Origin of the sequence: Paraburkholderia graminis (assembly GCF_003330785.1) — a bacterium.
Taxonomy (GTDB): domain Bacteria; phylum Pseudomonadota; class Gammaproteobacteria; order Burkholderiales; family Burkholderiaceae; genus Paraburkholderia; species Paraburkholderia graminis.
Window position 1 is genome coordinate 707,116 of record NZ_CP024934.1, and the last position, 14,999, is coordinate 722,114.

15 protein-coding genes are annotated in these 14,999 nt (G+C 58.9%); 12 read left to right on the top strand and 3 right to left on the bottom strand.

Annotated elements, in window-relative coordinates; genetic code table 11:
• Window positions 1-124: 124 nt before the first annotated feature.
• Window positions 125-694, top strand: coding sequence for a hypothetical protein (locus CUJ91_RS33955; protein WP_006047783.1), 570 nt, complete (start codon window positions 125-127; stop codon window positions 692-694).
• Window positions 695-823: 129 nt separating this feature from the next.
• Window positions 824-1,942, top strand: a complete 1,119-nt coding sequence (locus tag CUJ91_RS03140; protein ID WP_006047782.1) for a glycosyltransferase family protein — start codon at window positions 824-826, stop codon at window positions 1,940-1,942.
• A 24-nt stretch (window positions 1,943-1,966) separates the two neighbouring features.
• On the opposite strand, the gene CUJ91_RS03145 is transcribed toward CUJ91_RS03140, so the two are convergent.
• The gene (locus tag CUJ91_RS03145; RefSeq protein ID WP_232292232.1) at window positions 1,967-2,953 is read right to left on the bottom strand and encodes an FkbM family methyltransferase; all 987 of its coding nucleotides are present in this window, start codon (window positions 2,951-2,953) and stop codon (window positions 1,967-1,969) included.
• Between the two features lie 222 nt (window positions 2,954-3,175).
• Entirely contained in the window at window positions 3,176-4,063 is an 888-nt protein-coding gene (locus CUJ91_RS03150) for a LysR family transcriptional regulator (RefSeq protein ID WP_006047780.1), read from the bottom strand.
• Window positions 4,064-4,160: 97 nt separating this feature from the next.
• On the opposite strand from CUJ91_RS03150, the gene CUJ91_RS03155 reads away from it, so the two are divergent.
• Window positions 4,161-5,135, top strand: a complete 975-nt coding sequence (locus CUJ91_RS03155; RefSeq protein ID WP_006047779.1) for an SDR family NAD(P)-dependent oxidoreductase — start codon at window positions 4,161-4,163, stop codon at window positions 5,133-5,135.
• A 68-nt stretch (window positions 5,136-5,203) separates the two neighbouring features.
• Here the strand turns inward: CUJ91_RS03155 and CUJ91_RS03160 are convergent, their stop codons facing one another.
• Window positions 5,204-5,968, bottom strand: a complete 765-nt coding sequence (locus CUJ91_RS03160) for a bestrophin-like domain (RefSeq protein WP_006047778.1) — start codon at window positions 5,966-5,968, stop codon at window positions 5,204-5,206.
• Between the two features lie 453 nt (window positions 5,969-6,421).
• Here CUJ91_RS03160 and CUJ91_RS03165 point away from each other — a divergent pair, with 453 nt between their 5' ends.
• The 9 genes from CUJ91_RS03165 (at window position 6,422) to dhaL (ending at window position 14,989) form a co-directional block, all read left to right on the top strand.
• On the top strand, window positions 6,422-7,243 hold the full coding sequence (locus tag CUJ91_RS03165; protein ID WP_006047777.1) for a hypothetical protein: 822 nt from the start codon (window positions 6,422-6,424) through the stop codon (window positions 7,241-7,243).
• A gap of 334 nt (window positions 7,244-7,577) precedes the next feature.
• Entirely contained in the window at window positions 7,578-8,597 is a 1,020-nt protein-coding gene (locus CUJ91_RS03170) for a LacI family DNA-binding transcriptional regulator (protein ID WP_006047776.1), read from the top strand.
• 113 nt (window positions 8,598-8,710) lie between these two features.
• Window positions 8,711-10,039 carry an ABC transporter substrate-binding protein gene (locus CUJ91_RS03175; protein WP_006047775.1) on the top strand — a complete coding sequence of 443 codons (1,329 nt, stop codon included), beginning with the start codon at window positions 8,711-8,713 and terminating at the stop codon, window positions 10,037-10,039.
• 71 nt (window positions 10,040-10,110) lie between these two features.
• Window positions 10,111-11,067 (top strand): carbohydrate ABC transporter permease, encoded by a 957-nt coding sequence (locus CUJ91_RS03180; RefSeq protein ID WP_006047774.1) that lies wholly within the window; start codon window positions 10,111-10,113, stop codon window positions 11,065-11,067.
• The gene (locus CUJ91_RS03185; RefSeq protein WP_006047773.1) at window positions 11,064-12,017 is read left to right on the top strand and encodes a carbohydrate ABC transporter permease; all 954 of its coding nucleotides are present in this window, start codon (window positions 11,064-11,066) and stop codon (window positions 12,015-12,017) included. Before CUJ91_RS03180 ends, CUJ91_RS03185 begins: the two co-directional genes overlap by 4 nt.
• The gene (locus tag CUJ91_RS03190) at window positions 12,014-12,208 is read left to right on the top strand and encodes a hypothetical protein (protein ID WP_006047772.1); all 195 of its coding nucleotides are present in this window, start codon (window positions 12,014-12,016) and stop codon (window positions 12,206-12,208) included. The genes CUJ91_RS03185 and CUJ91_RS03190 overlap by 4 nt, the downstream gene beginning before the upstream one ends.
• Window positions 12,209-12,211: 3 nt before the next feature.
• Complete coding sequence (locus tag CUJ91_RS03195) at window positions 12,212-13,315, top strand: ABC transporter ATP-binding protein (protein ID WP_006047771.1); 1,104 nt, start codon at window positions 12,212-12,214, stop codon at window positions 13,313-13,315.
• Window positions 13,308-14,354, top strand: a complete 1,047-nt coding sequence (locus tag CUJ91_RS03200) for an ABC transporter ATP-binding protein (protein ID WP_006047770.1) — start codon at window positions 13,308-13,310, stop codon at window positions 14,352-14,354. The genes CUJ91_RS03195 and CUJ91_RS03200 overlap by 8 nt, the downstream gene beginning before the upstream one ends.
• Window positions 14,351-14,989, top strand: a complete 639-nt coding sequence (dhaL, locus tag CUJ91_RS03205) for a dihydroxyacetone kinase subunit DhaL (protein ID WP_006047769.1) — start codon at window positions 14,351-14,353, stop codon at window positions 14,987-14,989. Before CUJ91_RS03200 ends, dhaL begins: the two co-directional genes overlap by 4 nt.
• The last annotated feature ends 10 nt before the right edge of the window (window positions 14,990-14,999 follow it).

The following is a 14,999-nucleotide window of genomic DNA, read 5'->3' on the forward strand; positions in this document are numbered from 1 at the left end:
CTATCGAGAAAGTCCCCGAATAAAGATAAAAATGTGTTCTTATGTTGGTTAATTGCTTATTGCGAAACTCGAAACGTTATTTTTATTGGCACTACTGATCGTCCAGGAAATCTGAGTGCTTTTAATGCGCTATGCTGGTTGTTTTATCCAACCAGTTAAAGCCGCCGGAATGAACGTGCGCACGAGCAGGGAACGCTCGGGCACGACGCGTGCGCCAACGGTTCAATCAACGGAGGAAATCAACCGACGTCGCCGCGCGCGGCCGAATGTGAGTACGGCGCACTCGCGCAAACGTTTGTCCGGGGATCAAGCCGACCGCGTAATTTTTTCGGACGGTTACTGCGAACGGGGTAGATCTTACCCGGAAGCGCTGCGGCTCAAAATGAAAAATAGCTGTATTCCGCCAGAAAGCAGGATCGTTTCCGATCAACGCTTCTCACCCGAAAAAATTACGCTTTCGCCTGATGTATGGGGACTGGTCGCCCTGCATTATTTGCGCTTTGACCCCAAGAGGAGCAAGTCGTTTTTTCCGCTTTCGCCGCGCGCGGATTTTCGGAGCGGCTGCGGGCTATCCGAGGTGACCTGGCGTGCGGGTCTTCGGTCCGCACTTTCGGACATCGAATCGGCGGCGCGGGCGCAAATTGGCGCGTTTTCAGGTGATTGCGGCCACACAATGCCGTTTTTTGCATGCTAAGCTGGACTGAACATACTGATTAAATCACTCGATATTCACTGGAAGCGTTCATAACGACGGGAATTCAAGACGTCGGAATTACGTTCGCGCTTATTGTTCCGCGAGTGCACTCTGACCGGAGATTGTCGAATGTCGCAGATTTCTCACGACGCCAGCAGCGCGCACGGAAACGATGAAACGAAACGGCTGCGGCAACGCGTGCTGATGTGTCCTTTTACGAATCCGACCAACCGCTATATAGAGATTCAAAAAGATCTGTACAGGTCGGTCGGCTACGATGTTGCTCCGTTGTCCATCAAGGGCTTGTTAAAGGGCGGCTTTACCGATCTGTTCAAGCCGGAAAATGTTCTCGTATTCCATTGGCTCGAGTACAGGCCGTTCAGGCGACAGAAAGGCACTGCGCAACTGAGCTTCGGCGGCTCACTGCTTTTTGCTTTCTATTGTTCTCTGATGCTGCTTGGGCGAGCCAAGGTTGTGTACTTCGTGCACGACCAGGCAGTGCACGATACGGAGGGATTCAACAGGCGCCTGTCGATGCGGATCATTGCATTCGTGCGCCGTCTTGCGGATTTCCGTGTGGTGCACGCGCCGGACTTTCAGGAGCAGTACCGCGCCCAGTATTTGCCTCATCCGCTGTATTGGGACTCGCCCGGTCATCAGCCGCACAATGCAAGGCCGGAAAGATCGGCGCCGCTCTATACGATGCTCGGCGTGATCCGTCCGTATAAGCAGATCGATGCGGTGCTCGACGTCTGGCCGCCCGATTGCAAGTTGCATATAGCGGGGCACGCCACCGACGCTTACCTTGCCACGCTGAACGAGATCATCGATAGAAGATCGTTGCGAGACGCGGTGCGCCTTGAATCGCGCTTTCTCTCCGACGCCGAGTTTGCGCAAAGCATCGCCGACAGCGATGTGCTGATTCTCCCGCACTCGGCCGACTCGATGCTGGTCAGCGGCGCGTTCTTCGAGGCTATCGGACTCGTGCCGGTTTTGATCGCGCGCTCGACGCCGTTCATGAAATGGGCAGCAAGGAAGTTCGACAACGTCATTCTCTTTAACGACGCCAGCGAACTGCCTGCAATCCTGCGCTCGGTCAACGAGTCGTGGCAGACGTATGCCAACAATGCGAGTCATCGCAAGGCACTCGACGAGTTCGGCTGGAAAACCTGCTGCCGGCGTTACGGACACTATCTGGAGACCGTCGGCGGACAGGCGGCTGCGGTGGAAAAGCCGGTAACGGAGTGAGGTTTTTGCGCGGGCGCCTGCTAGCTAGCCACCGATCGACGGCGACTTCGTGGCGTAGATGTCCACGTAATTCAGCGGATCGTCGCGCCACTGCGTGATCGTGCCGCGCAAGCGAGTTGTGATCGTTTTCATCGATTCAGTCGGGCCGTGCTTGCCCGCTTTCGCGTCGGTTTCTTCAATCCGGCCGTGACTGAAGTGGTCTTCGAGAAACGTGAGCACGATGTCCGGATTGCCGCCTAGCCGCGCCATATGATACGGCGACCATTCGACGAGAATCGCATCGGCCTCTGCAAGCGTTTTGCTGCCGCCCGCGAAGACGTAAGGCTCAGCGCCCTGCGTATCGATTTTGGCAAAGACGGGGCCGGTCAGATGAATTGGCAGATCGTCCAGCCTGACACAGCGCACCTCGATGATCTGCCGACTCTTTTCATTCTGTTTTGCCGGGAGACCGGTTTCAATGTGAAGGCGATGATCGCCCAGATTGCCGTCGGCAATTTCAAAGGGCAGTACTTCTTCGCGTTCGTGCAGCGCGAGTTGAAACGTCTCTATATTGGATGACGGGCAGTTCTCAGCAATGTTGCGCAGCAGATTGCGATAGTTGGCCGGTTCGGGCTCGAACGCGTAGCACTTCACGCGCTCGTTGCATTGCGCAATCGGAATGGTCGTCATGCCGATGTTCGCGCCGATGTCGAGGTAAGTCCCGCCGGATTCGCCAAAGAATGTCTTTAACTTCTCCGCGAGTTCGGGTGCCCAGCGGCCGGTCTCCGCGTATTTTCTCAGAATGCTCAAATCGTTGGAGCTGCTAACCATCGTGCCGTACTGTCCCGCGGCGGAGAAGCGGACAACGTTGAGCTTGCGCGAAAGGCTCGACAGGTAGAGATAGCCATACTCCCGCGTGAGCGAGCTATCCTCTAACAGGGACTTCGCCATAACATGCCGCAGCCTCAACGGAAGCATTGAAGCTACGGCGCCTGTCGCGGAGAGTATAAGTTTCTTCATGAGAAACAGCATACCGCAGCGTTATTTCACGGCGAGGTCCAAGTCTCCTCGCTTTCGGCAAAGGCATCAACGAAATCGGCCACTCGTTGCGCGAGCGTTCAGCGGCGAGTCGTTGGGGTTGTCAGGCAAGACGGGTTTTCCCTGGATGTGCGTGCCTTTATCGGATTTTCGATGTTGCGACGCAATGCCCGAACCGCGCGCAGCGTGGGCACACATGCGCGCCGACAATCCCCGTTATTGCACATAGCCCATGAGTCCTTCGACGAGCGCATCGAACGTCGCGCGGCAACGCGGACTGTTGCGCAGATCCTCGTGCATGGTCACCCACGTATCGAGGCGTAGCGCGACGAGCTTCGGCAGCACGCGAACCAGCGACTTGTCACGACGGGCAAGCGCGACCTGACAGACACCGATGCCGGCACCCGCGCGAATCAGTGCGAGCTGCGCGAGGTCGTTGTCCGTGCGGATCGACAGACCCGCACGCGAATACCCTGGAAAGGCCTTGCTGGCATCGCGAACGAACGCGCTCGGCCTGTCGTACCCGATGATCGCGTGCTGCCACAGTGCGGCGGCGTTGCGCGGCGTTCCGTGTTTCGCGAGGTAATCGCGCCGCGCATGCAGGCCGAGTTCGATGTTGCCGATGCGCCGCGCGACGAGCTGCGTCTGCTTCGGCCGCATCATGCGCACGGCGACATCGGCCTCGCGCTTGAGCAGATCTTCCACGCGGTTGGACAGCACCAGCTCGACGACAAGCTGCGGATAGCGCTCGCGAAGCGCCGCAATGATAGGCGGCAGCACTTCCGCGCCGACGACCTCGCTCGCCGCCACGCGCACCGCGCCTTGCACCTGGGCAGCGTCGCTTCTCGCCGCGCGCTCCAGTGATGCCGCCGTGCTCTGCATCGTCTCCGCGTGCGGGCGCAGGGCGAGGGCGATGTCGGTGGGCTGCAAACCCGTTTGTGAGCGCGTGAATAGAGATACTTTCAGCGCGCGTTCGAGCGCTTCGATATGACGGCCCGCCGTGGGCTGCGTGATGCCGAGCGCGCGCGCAGCGCCTGACAGTGAGCCCTCTTGCAGCACCGCAAGCAGCGTGCGATACAGTTCCCAACCAATGTTGTCTGCCATACAAATTCGTATATCCGGTCAACGGGGTTCGCTACTTTTATTGTGCCAGTAAAAGTCGCAGAATGGCTGCATCGAAATACGAAATGGAGCAACTGACGTGGCAGATGAAACGGTACTCGTACTTGGCGCGACCGGCGGCATCGGTGGGGAACTTGCGCGGCAACTGGTTGCGGCAGGCTGGCATGTACGGGCGATGCAGCGCTCGTCGAGTGCGTCAAGTGCATTGAGTCCGCGCGCGGACGGCATCGAATGGGTGCAGGGCGACGCGATGAACCATGCCGACGTTGTACGCGCGGCGCAAGGCGCGTCGGTCATCGTGCATGCGGTCAATCCACCGGGCTACAGGCGCTGGGAACAGATTGTCCTGCCGATGCTGGATAACACCATCGCAGCAGCGAAAGCGGTAGGCGCAACGATCGTGCTGCCGGGCACGGTGTACAACTTCGGTCCGGACGCGTTTGCGCTGCTCGATGAAGATGCGCCTCAACATCCGGTGACAAAGAAAGGCGCAATCCGCGTGCAAATGGAGGCTCTGCTGCAACGCGCGACCACAGAAGGGTTGCGCGCGTTGATTGTGCGAGCGGGTGATTTCTTCGGCCCGCGAGCGCGCAATAACTGGTTTTCGCAGGGTCTCGTCAAACCGGGAAAGCCCGTCGCAAAGATCAGTTATCCGGGCGCGCGCGGGGTTGGCCATCAGTGGTCTTATTTGCCTGACGTAGCTCATACGATGCTCGAGCTGCTTGCGCGGCGCGACACGCTGGAGCCTTTCGCGCGCTTTCATATGGGTGGCCACTGGGACGAGGACGGTACTCAACTCGTGGCGGCCATTCGCAGAGTCGTGGCGCGGCGCACGGGGCGAGAACCGGGGGTCGGCGCATTTCCGTGGGCGCTCGTCAAGCTCGCGTCACCGTTTAATGCGACGTTTCGCGAATTGGGCGAGATGCGCTATTTGTGGCAAACGCCTGTCCGGATGCAAAACACCCGATTGATCGCTACGTTAGGGCACGAGCCGAATACGCCAATCGACGAGGCAGTGGAAGCGACGCTTTCAGGTTTAGGCTGCATTAGCTAATAGCATGATCAAGCGGTACTACTTGTCGCGCATTCCAATGTGAATAAGCAGGCTGTCAGAACCAGCCATTACTTTTCCAGCGACTGGAGAAGCCTCGCCAGGTTCTGCGGTTGCACGCGGATGATCCCGCCGCGCGGACTGTCTATGTCGGCAATCAGGGCGAGTGACAATGAGATCGTCACGGGCAGAATAGTCATGAGCAGTGCAGTACGGCGCTTCCCTTTGGCGCCATAACCCTGAACCGCACATCCGAAAACCGCGATCACGATCATCAAAACCCATGCGCCGAGCGGAATATGATTGATTCTTGCGGCCTCTGAATAGTCCTGCGAATTGAGCACATCATTCATTCCCGCAACGACGAGCGCCCCGATGGGCGTGGGCTGATTTTTTCCAACGTGGGTTGCCTGCAGCCACAATCTCGACTGTAGCGCTGCGAGTTCACCGTCGAGTTGTTTGCGCTCGGCGTGATCGCGGGTCCGAAACTCTGTCAGCCTCAAGCGGGTGTATTGGAGCAATGCCGCCTTCATCTCGTCACGGACGCCAGGCTCCGTCAAATCGGCCCTCGCGAATTCCGTACCGATCGCGTTAGCCTCCGCTTCTTCAAGGACTTTTCGCTGGTCATAGCGGTTCACCGCCATGGAAATACTGAAACCGATCAATAAAGCCAACAACGTGAGCGTGGCGCCCTGGACAGCGCTGAAATCGTCGCGTTCGTCTTCATGCAATGGAGATAGACGGCGCAAGACAAACACCCCGAATGCAACTGCCGCAATGAATAAAACAAAGAGAACCAGAAACAAAATCGCCGGATGATCGACGAATGCTGCCATTGGATATCTCCTATTGAGAAGGCTGTTTAGCACGCACGTTCTTTCGATCTTAGATCACATCGCGGGGTATCGCTAATAAAAGAGCGTGTCGGCGCGCAATACTTTGCGCGAATATGCCGAGCGATTCGGGCGGCGTGTGGCGAGAACCGAAAGAGCTATGAACGGAATTCACATCCGCCACTATTGTCGGCTTCAGGAGCCCGGATCTCATTCCCCTCGTGCATAACATCGGTGCCGGCTATCCGGTAGCGCAAGGTGCGGGAATGCTCCTGGCAAGCAACCTTCAGCACACGGGCGCACAACTAGTCGCAGAACGCGATGTCCTTTAACGTGAACCGCCATATGCTCCGCCGCACATAACTCATAGTCGGTGCATGACACACTGTAGGCAAAATTGGACGATTCGGAAAAAACACGACGTATCTATCCTGCGACAACCTTGTGTGAGGAATCATGGAAAGTCCGCCCGATCAAATTCTGGACTCCAGATTGAAGCAGGTGACCGATGAAAGCCTCGACGCATTGAGCCGTGAGATGGACGCGGTCGGCATAAGCGCACTTCACGATGTCCTTTCACCCGTTGAACTTGCAATGGCGAGCGATTATGTCCAGCGCGAACTGGACAAGCATCAGCGCCAGCATTTCATCTATGCCGGCCATCCCTGGCTCGACGCCTCGCCGCTCGCGGCATTCGGTGATTCGCCTGATCTGCGCCGGATACTCGCCGGACTGTACCGGCGCGGCACCGGGCGAGCCGTGCCCGACATCGATATCGTCTCCGCGCTTCGGGTGCTGTCGGGTGATCTCGGACTCAAGGCATCAAACCTGTTCCACTACGACACCTACGTCGTCACCGCGCTCTTGCCGCTGATCATTCCAAACGGCCCGAACGAGCCGCGCGGCGACCTCGTGATGTATCCGAACCTGCGCAAGATCCGCTCTTCATCGGTGATCAACCTTGTCGAGAAAGCGGTAGTGCAAAACTCGCTGGTGCGCCGGGTACTTGCAGCCGAAAGCGTGCAGCGCGCGCTCGGCGCACGCGTCGTACCGCTCGAGCCAGGCAACATGTATTTTTTCTGGGGAATGCGATCGCTCCACGCGAATCAGGCTTGTCTGCCGCATAGCGTCAGGTCGACCGTCCTGTTTCACTTTGCTAACCCGCATTCAGGCGGCGCACTGGATAAGCTGCGCGAGTGGGCTCATCACAGGAATTCCGCGCCGTCCGACCGTGTCGGACGTCCGGTTCGCGAAGTTCGAAATGGCTCCGGCGATTAAAAGCCTAAAGGCAGGATCAGTTGTGACTCACGACCGAGGGCTTCTCTTTTTCTAAGCACCCACCCAATACCCATACCGCGGTCGACACGACAGTTGGCCGGGGTTCTCCTCGGGCGCTAATAGCCGCCGCACGCCATCGACTCTCCCTGCGATCCCCGATCTGTAGGCCCGCTGCGTCGTCCGTCGCACTTGCTGGCGCTACCGGGCACCACCGTGTTTTATGTCCATCAAAACAATGACGCTTTTTCCGCGGCGAAAAAGCTTGCATTTTTCGTGGGAAAAACTACCTTCAGTAAAACAAAATAATTCTTTCGCTCGGCACCGGAGGAGACCCATGCCGGCTACTCGTACGATGATTGCGCGTCGGGCTGGCGTCAGCGTGGCCACGGTCGATCGTGTCCTGCGCGACGATCAGGCTGTGCGTCCGGAAACGGCCGAACGCGTGCATCTTGCACTCGCGAATCTGCGTGACGAGCGGGCGAGCCGTGGCCGGCCGGCAAAGGTCAGTTCGTTCCGGGTCGCGTTCGTGCTGCCGCAAGTGAACTCCCGCTTCCTCGATCACGTCGAGCGCGATATTGCGCTGTCGGCCAGCTTCTTTCGCGAGCACCGCATCATCCCCTCGTTTTACCGCTGCGATTTTTCCAGCCAACGCGAGACCGCGGCGTTCGCCGCCGAAGTGATCGACTACGACGCGCTCGTGCTCGCGCCTCTGGACTATCCGTGGGTCGAGCGTTTCATCGAAGAGATGAGCGACGCTCAGGTGCCGGTCGTCACCGTGTTCTCCGATTTGCCTGCGAGCCGGCGCGCCGCGTATGTGGGTGTCGACAACCGGATTGCCGGACGCACGGCAGGACTACTGATGGGGCGCTTCCTTTGCGCGAAGCTCGGCACGGTTGCCGTGCTATCGGGATCGTCGCGTCTGCATGATCAGGTGGAACGCCGCACTGGCTTTTCGCAAGTGCTGGAGGAGGACTTCCGCAACCTGCGCTGGATCGCCGAACCGGACTTCGCCGAAGACGACGATGGTGCGGGCCTCGCCGTACAGGGCCTACGTGCGCGCCATGCGGATCTGGTCGGCGTGTATGTGACGGGCGGCGGCATCTCCGGCATTGCAGCGGCATTGCAGGAGTCCGGCGACAAGGCTCACCTCGTCCTGATTGGCCACGAATGCACTGCGGAGACCCGCAGCCAACTCTCGGAACGCGCGATCGACGTGATACTCGGTCAGGACGTGCGCGGCATTGTTCATTGGGCTGGGCTCGCCGCGATTAATTTTCTTAACGACGTTCGGGGGGCGCTTGCCATCCCCACGCCGGAAACCCGGATTTATCTTCGTGAGAATGCGCATGCCTGACGCTCGCGACACGCGGATCGACTTCTGATCTGCCAGAGCCGAAATGCGGTGCCCGGCGCATGGGCGCTGAATGTCATGAGGTTGGAGACGCGAGAAAGACAAGGAGAAGAGACATGGTACGTCTAACGTCAGCGAGGGTAGTGGCGGCAACCCTCATATCGCTGGGGCTCGGCACTGCAACGGGCGCGCAGGCACAGGATAAGCAGTTGACACTTTGCTGGGCGGCATGGGATCCCGCCAATGCACTGGTCGAACTGTCGAAGGATTTCACGACGAAGACCGGCATCAAGATGAAGTTCGAGTTCGTACCGTGGACCAGTTACGCTGACCGCTTCATCAATGAACTCAATTCGCACGGCAAGCTGTGCGATCTCATCATTGGCGACAGTCAGTGGATTGGCGGCGCGGCGGTCAATGGACACTACGTGAAGCTCAACGACTTCTTCACGAAGAACAAGATTTCCATGAACGACTTCGTGCCTGCAACGGTGGTGGGATATTCGGAGTGGCCAAAGAATACGCCGAACTATTGGGCTTTACCTGCGATGGCTGACGCAGTCGGATGGACGTACCGCAAGGACTGGTTTGCGCGCCCGGAACTTCGCGCGGAATTCAAGCAGAAGTACAACCGTGAGCTTGCGCCGCCCACTACGCTCGACGAACTCAAGCAGACTGCGCAATTCTTCCAGGGTCGAAAGATCGACGGCAAGACGGTCTATGGCGTGTATATCTTCACGGAGCGTGGCTCCGAGGGAATCACGATGGGCGCGACGAATGCCTTATACAACTTCGGCTTTGAGTATCAGGATCCCAAGAACCCCTATCACCTCGACGGCTTCGTGAACTCGCCAGGCGCGGTGAAGGGGCTCGAGTACTACAAGGCGCTCTATAAATGTTGCACGGCGCCAGGCATGACCAACGCCTACATGCAGGAGGGGCTCGACGCGTTCAAGTCGGGTCAGGTGGCAATGCAGATGAACTGGTTTGCGTTCTTCCCAGGGCTTTATAAAGACCCGAATGTCGGTGGCGAGAAGATCGGCTTCTTCGTCAATCCGCGTGAGACGAAGCAATACACTCAGCTGGGCGGGCAGGGGATCTCGGTCGTCTCGTACTCGGACCATAAAGAAGACGCGCTCGAATATATCAAGTGGTTCGCGCAACCCGACGTGCAGAAGAAATGGTGGCAACTGGGTGGCTATTCGGCAGCCAAATCGGTGGTGGACGCACCGGACTTCCCTAATAGCGCGCCGTTCGCACCCGCGTTCCTGAAGTCGATGGCAATCGTCAAAGACTTCTGGGCAGAGCCGGCTTATGCCGAGCTGTTGCTCGACATGCAAAAGCGTGTGCACGACTACGTCGTGGCCGATAAAGGCACGGCCAAAGATGCGCTGGATCTGCTGGTGAAAGACTGGACCAAGGTCTTCAAGCAAGAAGGAAAGTAGTTTTTAGCTGGGCTTGACTGGACCGGCGGCGGCCGAACGGCCTGTCTCCGGTCCGCTTAAAGGAGCCAGGCATGTTGGCAGATAAGCCTTTTTCTCCCACGAGTCTCGAAGCGGGAGCGTCGACGCGCATAGCGAAGCGGTTAAGCGGACTGTCGGATCGGACCATCGCGTGGCTCTTCATCCTCCCGACCATTCTGCTGCTTCTCGCGATCAACATCTTTCCGTTGATCTGGGCGCTTCGCCTGTCGTTCACCAACTTCAAGTCGAACATGCCGAGCGTGCCGGCGCGTTTTGTCGGCATCGACAATTATGTCGACATCCTGACTGACGAAGATATCTGGTACGCGATGCAGGTGACCGCGCGTTTCGTGTTCTGGTCGGTCGGGCTGGAGGTGCTGCTGGGATTCGGGCTTGCCTTGCTGATCAACCGGCAGTTCCGCGGACATAGCTTCTGGACCACGCTCATCCTGCTGCCGATGATGCTTTCGCCTGCTGTAGTGGGCAACTTCTGGACGTTCCTGCTGCAACCGCAGACGGGGCTTTTCAACGATATCGTCAGCTTCTTCACCGGCATCGCGCCGGCGTCGTTCCAGATGATCGGCGACGTGGCGCTCGCGCCGTGGACCATTGTGATGGTCGATACGTGGATGTGGACGCCGTACGTCATGCTCATCTGCCTCGCGGGTCTGCGCTCAATTCCCGACTATATCTACGAAGCAGCGGAAGTGGACCGAGCGACGCCGTGGCGTCAGTTCTGGTCGATCACGTTGCCTATGACCATGCCGTTCCTGATGCTGGCGGTACTGTTTCGCGGCATCGAAAACTTCAAGATGTTCGATATGGTGAACCTGCTCACATCGGGCGGCCCGGGCTCGGTTACCGAAACGGTATCGATCACGCTCAAGCGCGCCGCCTTCGAAAAGTGGCAGACAGGTTATTCGTCCGCGCTCGCAATTATTCTGTTCGTGACGGTATTCGGTGCGGCGAATATTTATGTGAAGGCACTTAACCGGATCAAACAGCGATGAGACCGACTGCGACACAACATTCCGTGGTGGCGTCGTCTCCGCGCGCCAGGCGCTTCGCGGCTGCGGTTGTCATCACGTATGCGCTGATTGCTACGTTACCGATGGTCTGGATCTTCCTGACGAGCTTCAAGACGCAGGAAGATGCGATAGCGTATCCGCCCGTCGTGCTGTTTCAGCCTTCCATGGAAGGCTATGTGAACCTGCTTACGATCCGGTCGCGGCAGACGCCCGAGTTCATTGCGAGCCTGCCGCCTGCGCGGACCTGGTATGAGCGCGAGGTGCGCAAGCGCAACATGGTGATCGCCGGACCTTCGAAGGTTGTGCCGCGCTTTATGAATTCGCTTGTCATTGGGTTCGGTTCGACGTTTCTTGCGGTATTTCTCGGCACGCTCGCGGCATACGCGTTTTCGCGCTTCAAGGTGCCGCTGTCCGACGATCTGCTGTTCTTCATTCTTTCCACACGGATGATGCCGCCCATTGCCGTCGCCATTCCGATCTACCTGATGTATCGCGCGCTGGGTTTGAGCGACAGCTATGTCGGCATGATCGTGCTGTACACGGCGGTGAACGTCTCACTGGCGGTATGGCTGCTTAAAGGTTTCATGGACGAGATCCCGCGCGAGTATGAAGAAGCCGCGCTAGTGGATGGCTACACGCGTTTGCAGGCCTTCGTGAAAGTGGTGTTGCCGCAAGCGACGACGGGCATTGCCGCTACAGCGATCTTCTGCCTGATCTTCGCATGGAACGAATACGCATTTGCTTCGCTGCTGACAAGCGGCGATGCGCAGACCATGCCGCCATTCATTCCATTCATCATCGGAGAAGGCGGTCAGGACTGGCCGGCCGTTGCGGCTGCAACAACATTATTCGTGCTGCCGATTCTCTTTTTCACCGTTCTGCTGCGCAAACATCTGTTACGCGGCATCACCTTCGGAGCCGTGCGCAAATGAAACGCGAAGACATTGCTCCGCATCGCTGGCTGTTACGTCGCAGGTACAGCGAGGGTGCATCGACGGTACTGATCGGCTTGGGTGCGGCGATGCTCGTGCAGCCGTTTTCGCTCGCGCTCTTCACCTGGTCGTTTCCGGTGCTTCTGGTGGGCGCGCTCGCGTTCGTCGTCACCAGCCATTTTCCAGACTGAATCATGTCCACGATCGTTCTCGCTCATCTTCAGAAGCGCTTCGACGATTTTGTCGCGGTGCGCGACACCAGCCTGACCATCGGCGCCGGACGCTTCGTCGTGCTGCTCGGACCGTCAGGCTGCGGCAAGACCACAACGCTGCGGATGATCGCGGGGCTCGAGTTGCCGACTTCCGGGCAGATCCTGATCGACGGTGAGGATGTCACTGCGTTGCGCGCCCGGCAACGCGATATTGCTTTCGTGTTCCAGATGTTTGCGCTGTATCCACACATGACGGTGCGCAATAACATCGCGTTTCCGCTGAAGAACGAACATGTGTCACGCAGCGAGATTGCCGCGCGGGTCGATGCAGCGGCGCATATGCTGCGCATCGAGAACATTCTCGATCGTAAGACCGGCGGCCTGTCTGGTGGCGACCGGCAACGCGTGGCGCTCGGTCGCGCGATCGTGCGGCAACCGAAAGCATTCCTGATGGACGAACCGCTCGGCACACTCGATGCCGACTTTCGTGAACTGATGTGCCTGGAATTACGCAAACTGCACAACGCGCTCGCTGCCACCACGGTCTACGTCACACACGATCAGAGTGAGGCGATGGCCATGGCGGACGATATCGTCGTGATGAATCAGGGCGAAGTGTTGCAGGCGGCCTCGCCCCATGAGATTTATCACTTCCCCGCGACAGTGTTCGTCGGCAACTTCATCGGCAGTCCGCCCATGAATTTCTTGCCCGTCGACGACGCGGTGACGGCAGGTCAGGAGCAGGTGAGTCTGCATGGCGCACCGGTTTGCGTGCCGCGTTGCGATGCCGCTGCCGCACGCGTATTGCTGGGGATCAGACCCGAGCACGTCGTGATCGACGAGCACGGGCCGCTGCGCGGTCGCGTGATCGCCGACGAATACCTCGGCTCGCACCAGGTGTTGGCGGTTGAAACGGCGCTCGGCGTCGTGCGCGTGCGCGTCAGCAAAGACGATGGTGTTGCCGCGGGCACGAGCGTCGGTCTGTCGTTTCGGAAAGAACGCACGCTGCTTTATGACGCCACCACTGAGCGCCTGCTGCTGGGCGCTGCTTCCACGCTTTCTGTCAACGGAGTCGGTCATGGCTGAAGTCCAGCTACGCAATGTATCGAAGCGCTTCGGCAACATCGTTGCGGTGGACGACCTGTCGATCGACGTGAAAGACGGCGAATTCGTCGTGCTGCTCGGACCGAGCGGCGCGGGCAAAACCACGACGCTGCGCCTCATTGCAGGACTGGAAGGTCCCGATGCCGGCGACGTGCTGATCGACGGCGCGCTCGCCACCGGCGTGCATCCTTCCGATCGTGATGTCGCGTTTATCTTTCAGCAATACTCGTTGTATCCGCATCTGAGTGTGTTTGGCAATCTCGCGTTTCCGCTGCGTTCGCCCCGTCGTCGCAGCAGCGAGGAACAGGTGCGCGCGCGGGTGCATGCGGTCGCGCAGATGCTGCACATGGAGGCGAAGCTCGACAACATGGCAACGCATTTGTCGGGCGGCGAAATGCAGCGCGTCGCGATCGGGCGTGCGCTCGTGCGCGAGCCGAAAGTCTTTCTGATGGACGAACCGCTGTCATCGCTCGATGCAAAACTGCGTGAGGAATTGCGTATCGAGTTGAAGCGCCTGCATCGTAAGATTGGCGCGACGATTCTCTATGTCACGCATGATCAGGTGGAAGCCACCACACTGGCCGACCGCATCGGCATTCTTGAACACGGCCGTCTGGTGCAGCTCGGCACACCGCGCGAGGTCTACGGTAATCCGGTTTCATTGAGCGCGGCGCAGCGGCTCGGCTCGCCGCCGATCAACCTGTTGCCGCCAACGCTGTTCAATTCGGCAGCGGTGCCGACCGGTACGGCCACCGTGGCGATTCGTCCTGAAGACGTGCTGCTGCACGAGGGCAACGCGCGTGATGCACCCGGCGCCCCTCATCCACGTGACGCACTCGACCTGAAGGTGCTCGAGTACTCGCCGCTGCGTCATCTGTTGATTCTGGAGCATGCAGGAACCGCGGTTGTGGCGACCACGATGGTCGAACGCAATTTCAGCCCGGGGCAGTCCGTGGGCGTGTCGCTGCCCGCACGCAGCCTCTTATATTTCCGTGCAGACGGCAGGAGGATCCCGACATGAACGGCAAAACGGTCATGGAGTGTATCGACGCCGCATATGCAGCGCTCAAGGAACACACGGACGAAATAGCCGTGCTCGACCAGCAGATCGGCGATGGCGATCACATCTTCAATCTGCTGCGCGGCATGGAGGCCTTGCTTGCCTTGCGTGCGGACATCGAAGGGAAAACATTTGGGGCCGCGTTGGAACTCGCGGCGAACAAGGTGCTGTCGACGGTCGGCGGCTCGTCCGGGCCGCTGTTCTTTTCGCTGCTGCACGGGATGGCGAAAGCATCGGCGAACACTCCACTGGATGTTGCGGGCACCGCGCTCATGTTTGCGGCGGGCGTCGAAGCGGTCGCGCAGCGGGGTAAGACGGGCGTAGGCAGCAAGACGATGATGGACGTGCTGATTCCCGTTGCCGCGCGCTTTAAGGAGCTTGCGGCCGTCGAATCACCTGCGTTGCGAAAAGCGGTGCTGGATGAATTGCCGCAGGTGGCCGAGCAGAACATGCTTGCCACCCGCGATATGCTCGCGACCAAAGGGCGGGCGTCGTTTCTGGGCGAACGCTCGCGCGGTCATATCGACCCTGGTGCGCGTTCCAGTCAGACCATGATTACAGCCGTATGCGCGCATCTGGCGCGCAACCCGGTGTGAAAGGAGGCCA

Excerpts from the sequence above, each read along its gene's own strand:
- CUJ91_RS03195 (WP_006047771.1), top strand. The coding sequence starts at position 12,212 with ATGTCCACGATCGTTCTCGCTCATCTTCAGAAGCGCTTCGACGATTTT.
- CUJ91_RS03175 (WP_006047775.1), top strand. The coding sequence starts at position 8,711 with ATGGTACGTCTAACGTCAGCGAGGGTAGTGGCGGCAACCCTCATATCG.
- dhaL (WP_006047769.1), top strand. The coding sequence starts at position 14,351 with ATGAACGGCAAAACGGTCATGGAGTGTATCGACGCCGCATATGCAGCG.
- CUJ91_RS03160 (WP_006047778.1), bottom strand. The coding sequence starts at position 5,968 with ATGGCAGCATTCGTCGATCATCCGGCGATTTTGTTTCTGGTTCTCTTT.
- CUJ91_RS33955 (WP_006047783.1), top strand. The coding sequence starts at position 125 with ATGCGCTATGCTGGTTGTTTTATCCAACCAGTTAAAGCCGCCGGAATG.
- CUJ91_RS03170 (WP_006047776.1), top strand. The coding sequence starts at position 7,578 with ATGCCGGCTACTCGTACGATGATTGCGCGTCGGGCTGGCGTCAGCGTG.
- CUJ91_RS03185 (WP_006047773.1), top strand. The coding sequence starts at position 11,064 with ATGAGACCGACTGCGACACAACATTCCGTGGTGGCGTCGTCTCCGCGC.
- CUJ91_RS03200 (WP_006047770.1), top strand. The coding sequence starts at position 13,308 with ATGGCTGAAGTCCAGCTACGCAATGTATCGAAGCGCTTCGGCAACATC.
- CUJ91_RS03150 (WP_006047780.1), bottom strand. The coding sequence starts at position 4,063 with ATGGCAGACAACATTGGTTGGGAACTGTATCGCACGCTGCTTGCGGTG.
- CUJ91_RS03190 (WP_006047772.1), top strand. The coding sequence starts at position 12,014 with ATGAAACGCGAAGACATTGCTCCGCATCGCTGGCTGTTACGTCGCAGG.
- CUJ91_RS03145 (WP_232292232.1), bottom strand. The coding sequence starts at position 2,953 with ATGCTGTTTCTCATGAAGAAACTTATACTCTCCGCGACAGGCGCCGTA.
- CUJ91_RS03165 (WP_006047777.1), top strand. The coding sequence starts at position 6,422 with ATGGAAAGTCCGCCCGATCAAATTCTGGACTCCAGATTGAAGCAGGTG.
- CUJ91_RS03180 (WP_006047774.1), top strand. The coding sequence starts at position 10,111 with ATGTTGGCAGATAAGCCTTTTTCTCCCACGAGTCTCGAAGCGGGAGCG.
- CUJ91_RS03140 (WP_006047782.1), top strand. The coding sequence starts at position 824 with ATGTCGCAGATTTCTCACGACGCCAGCAGCGCGCACGGAAACGATGAA.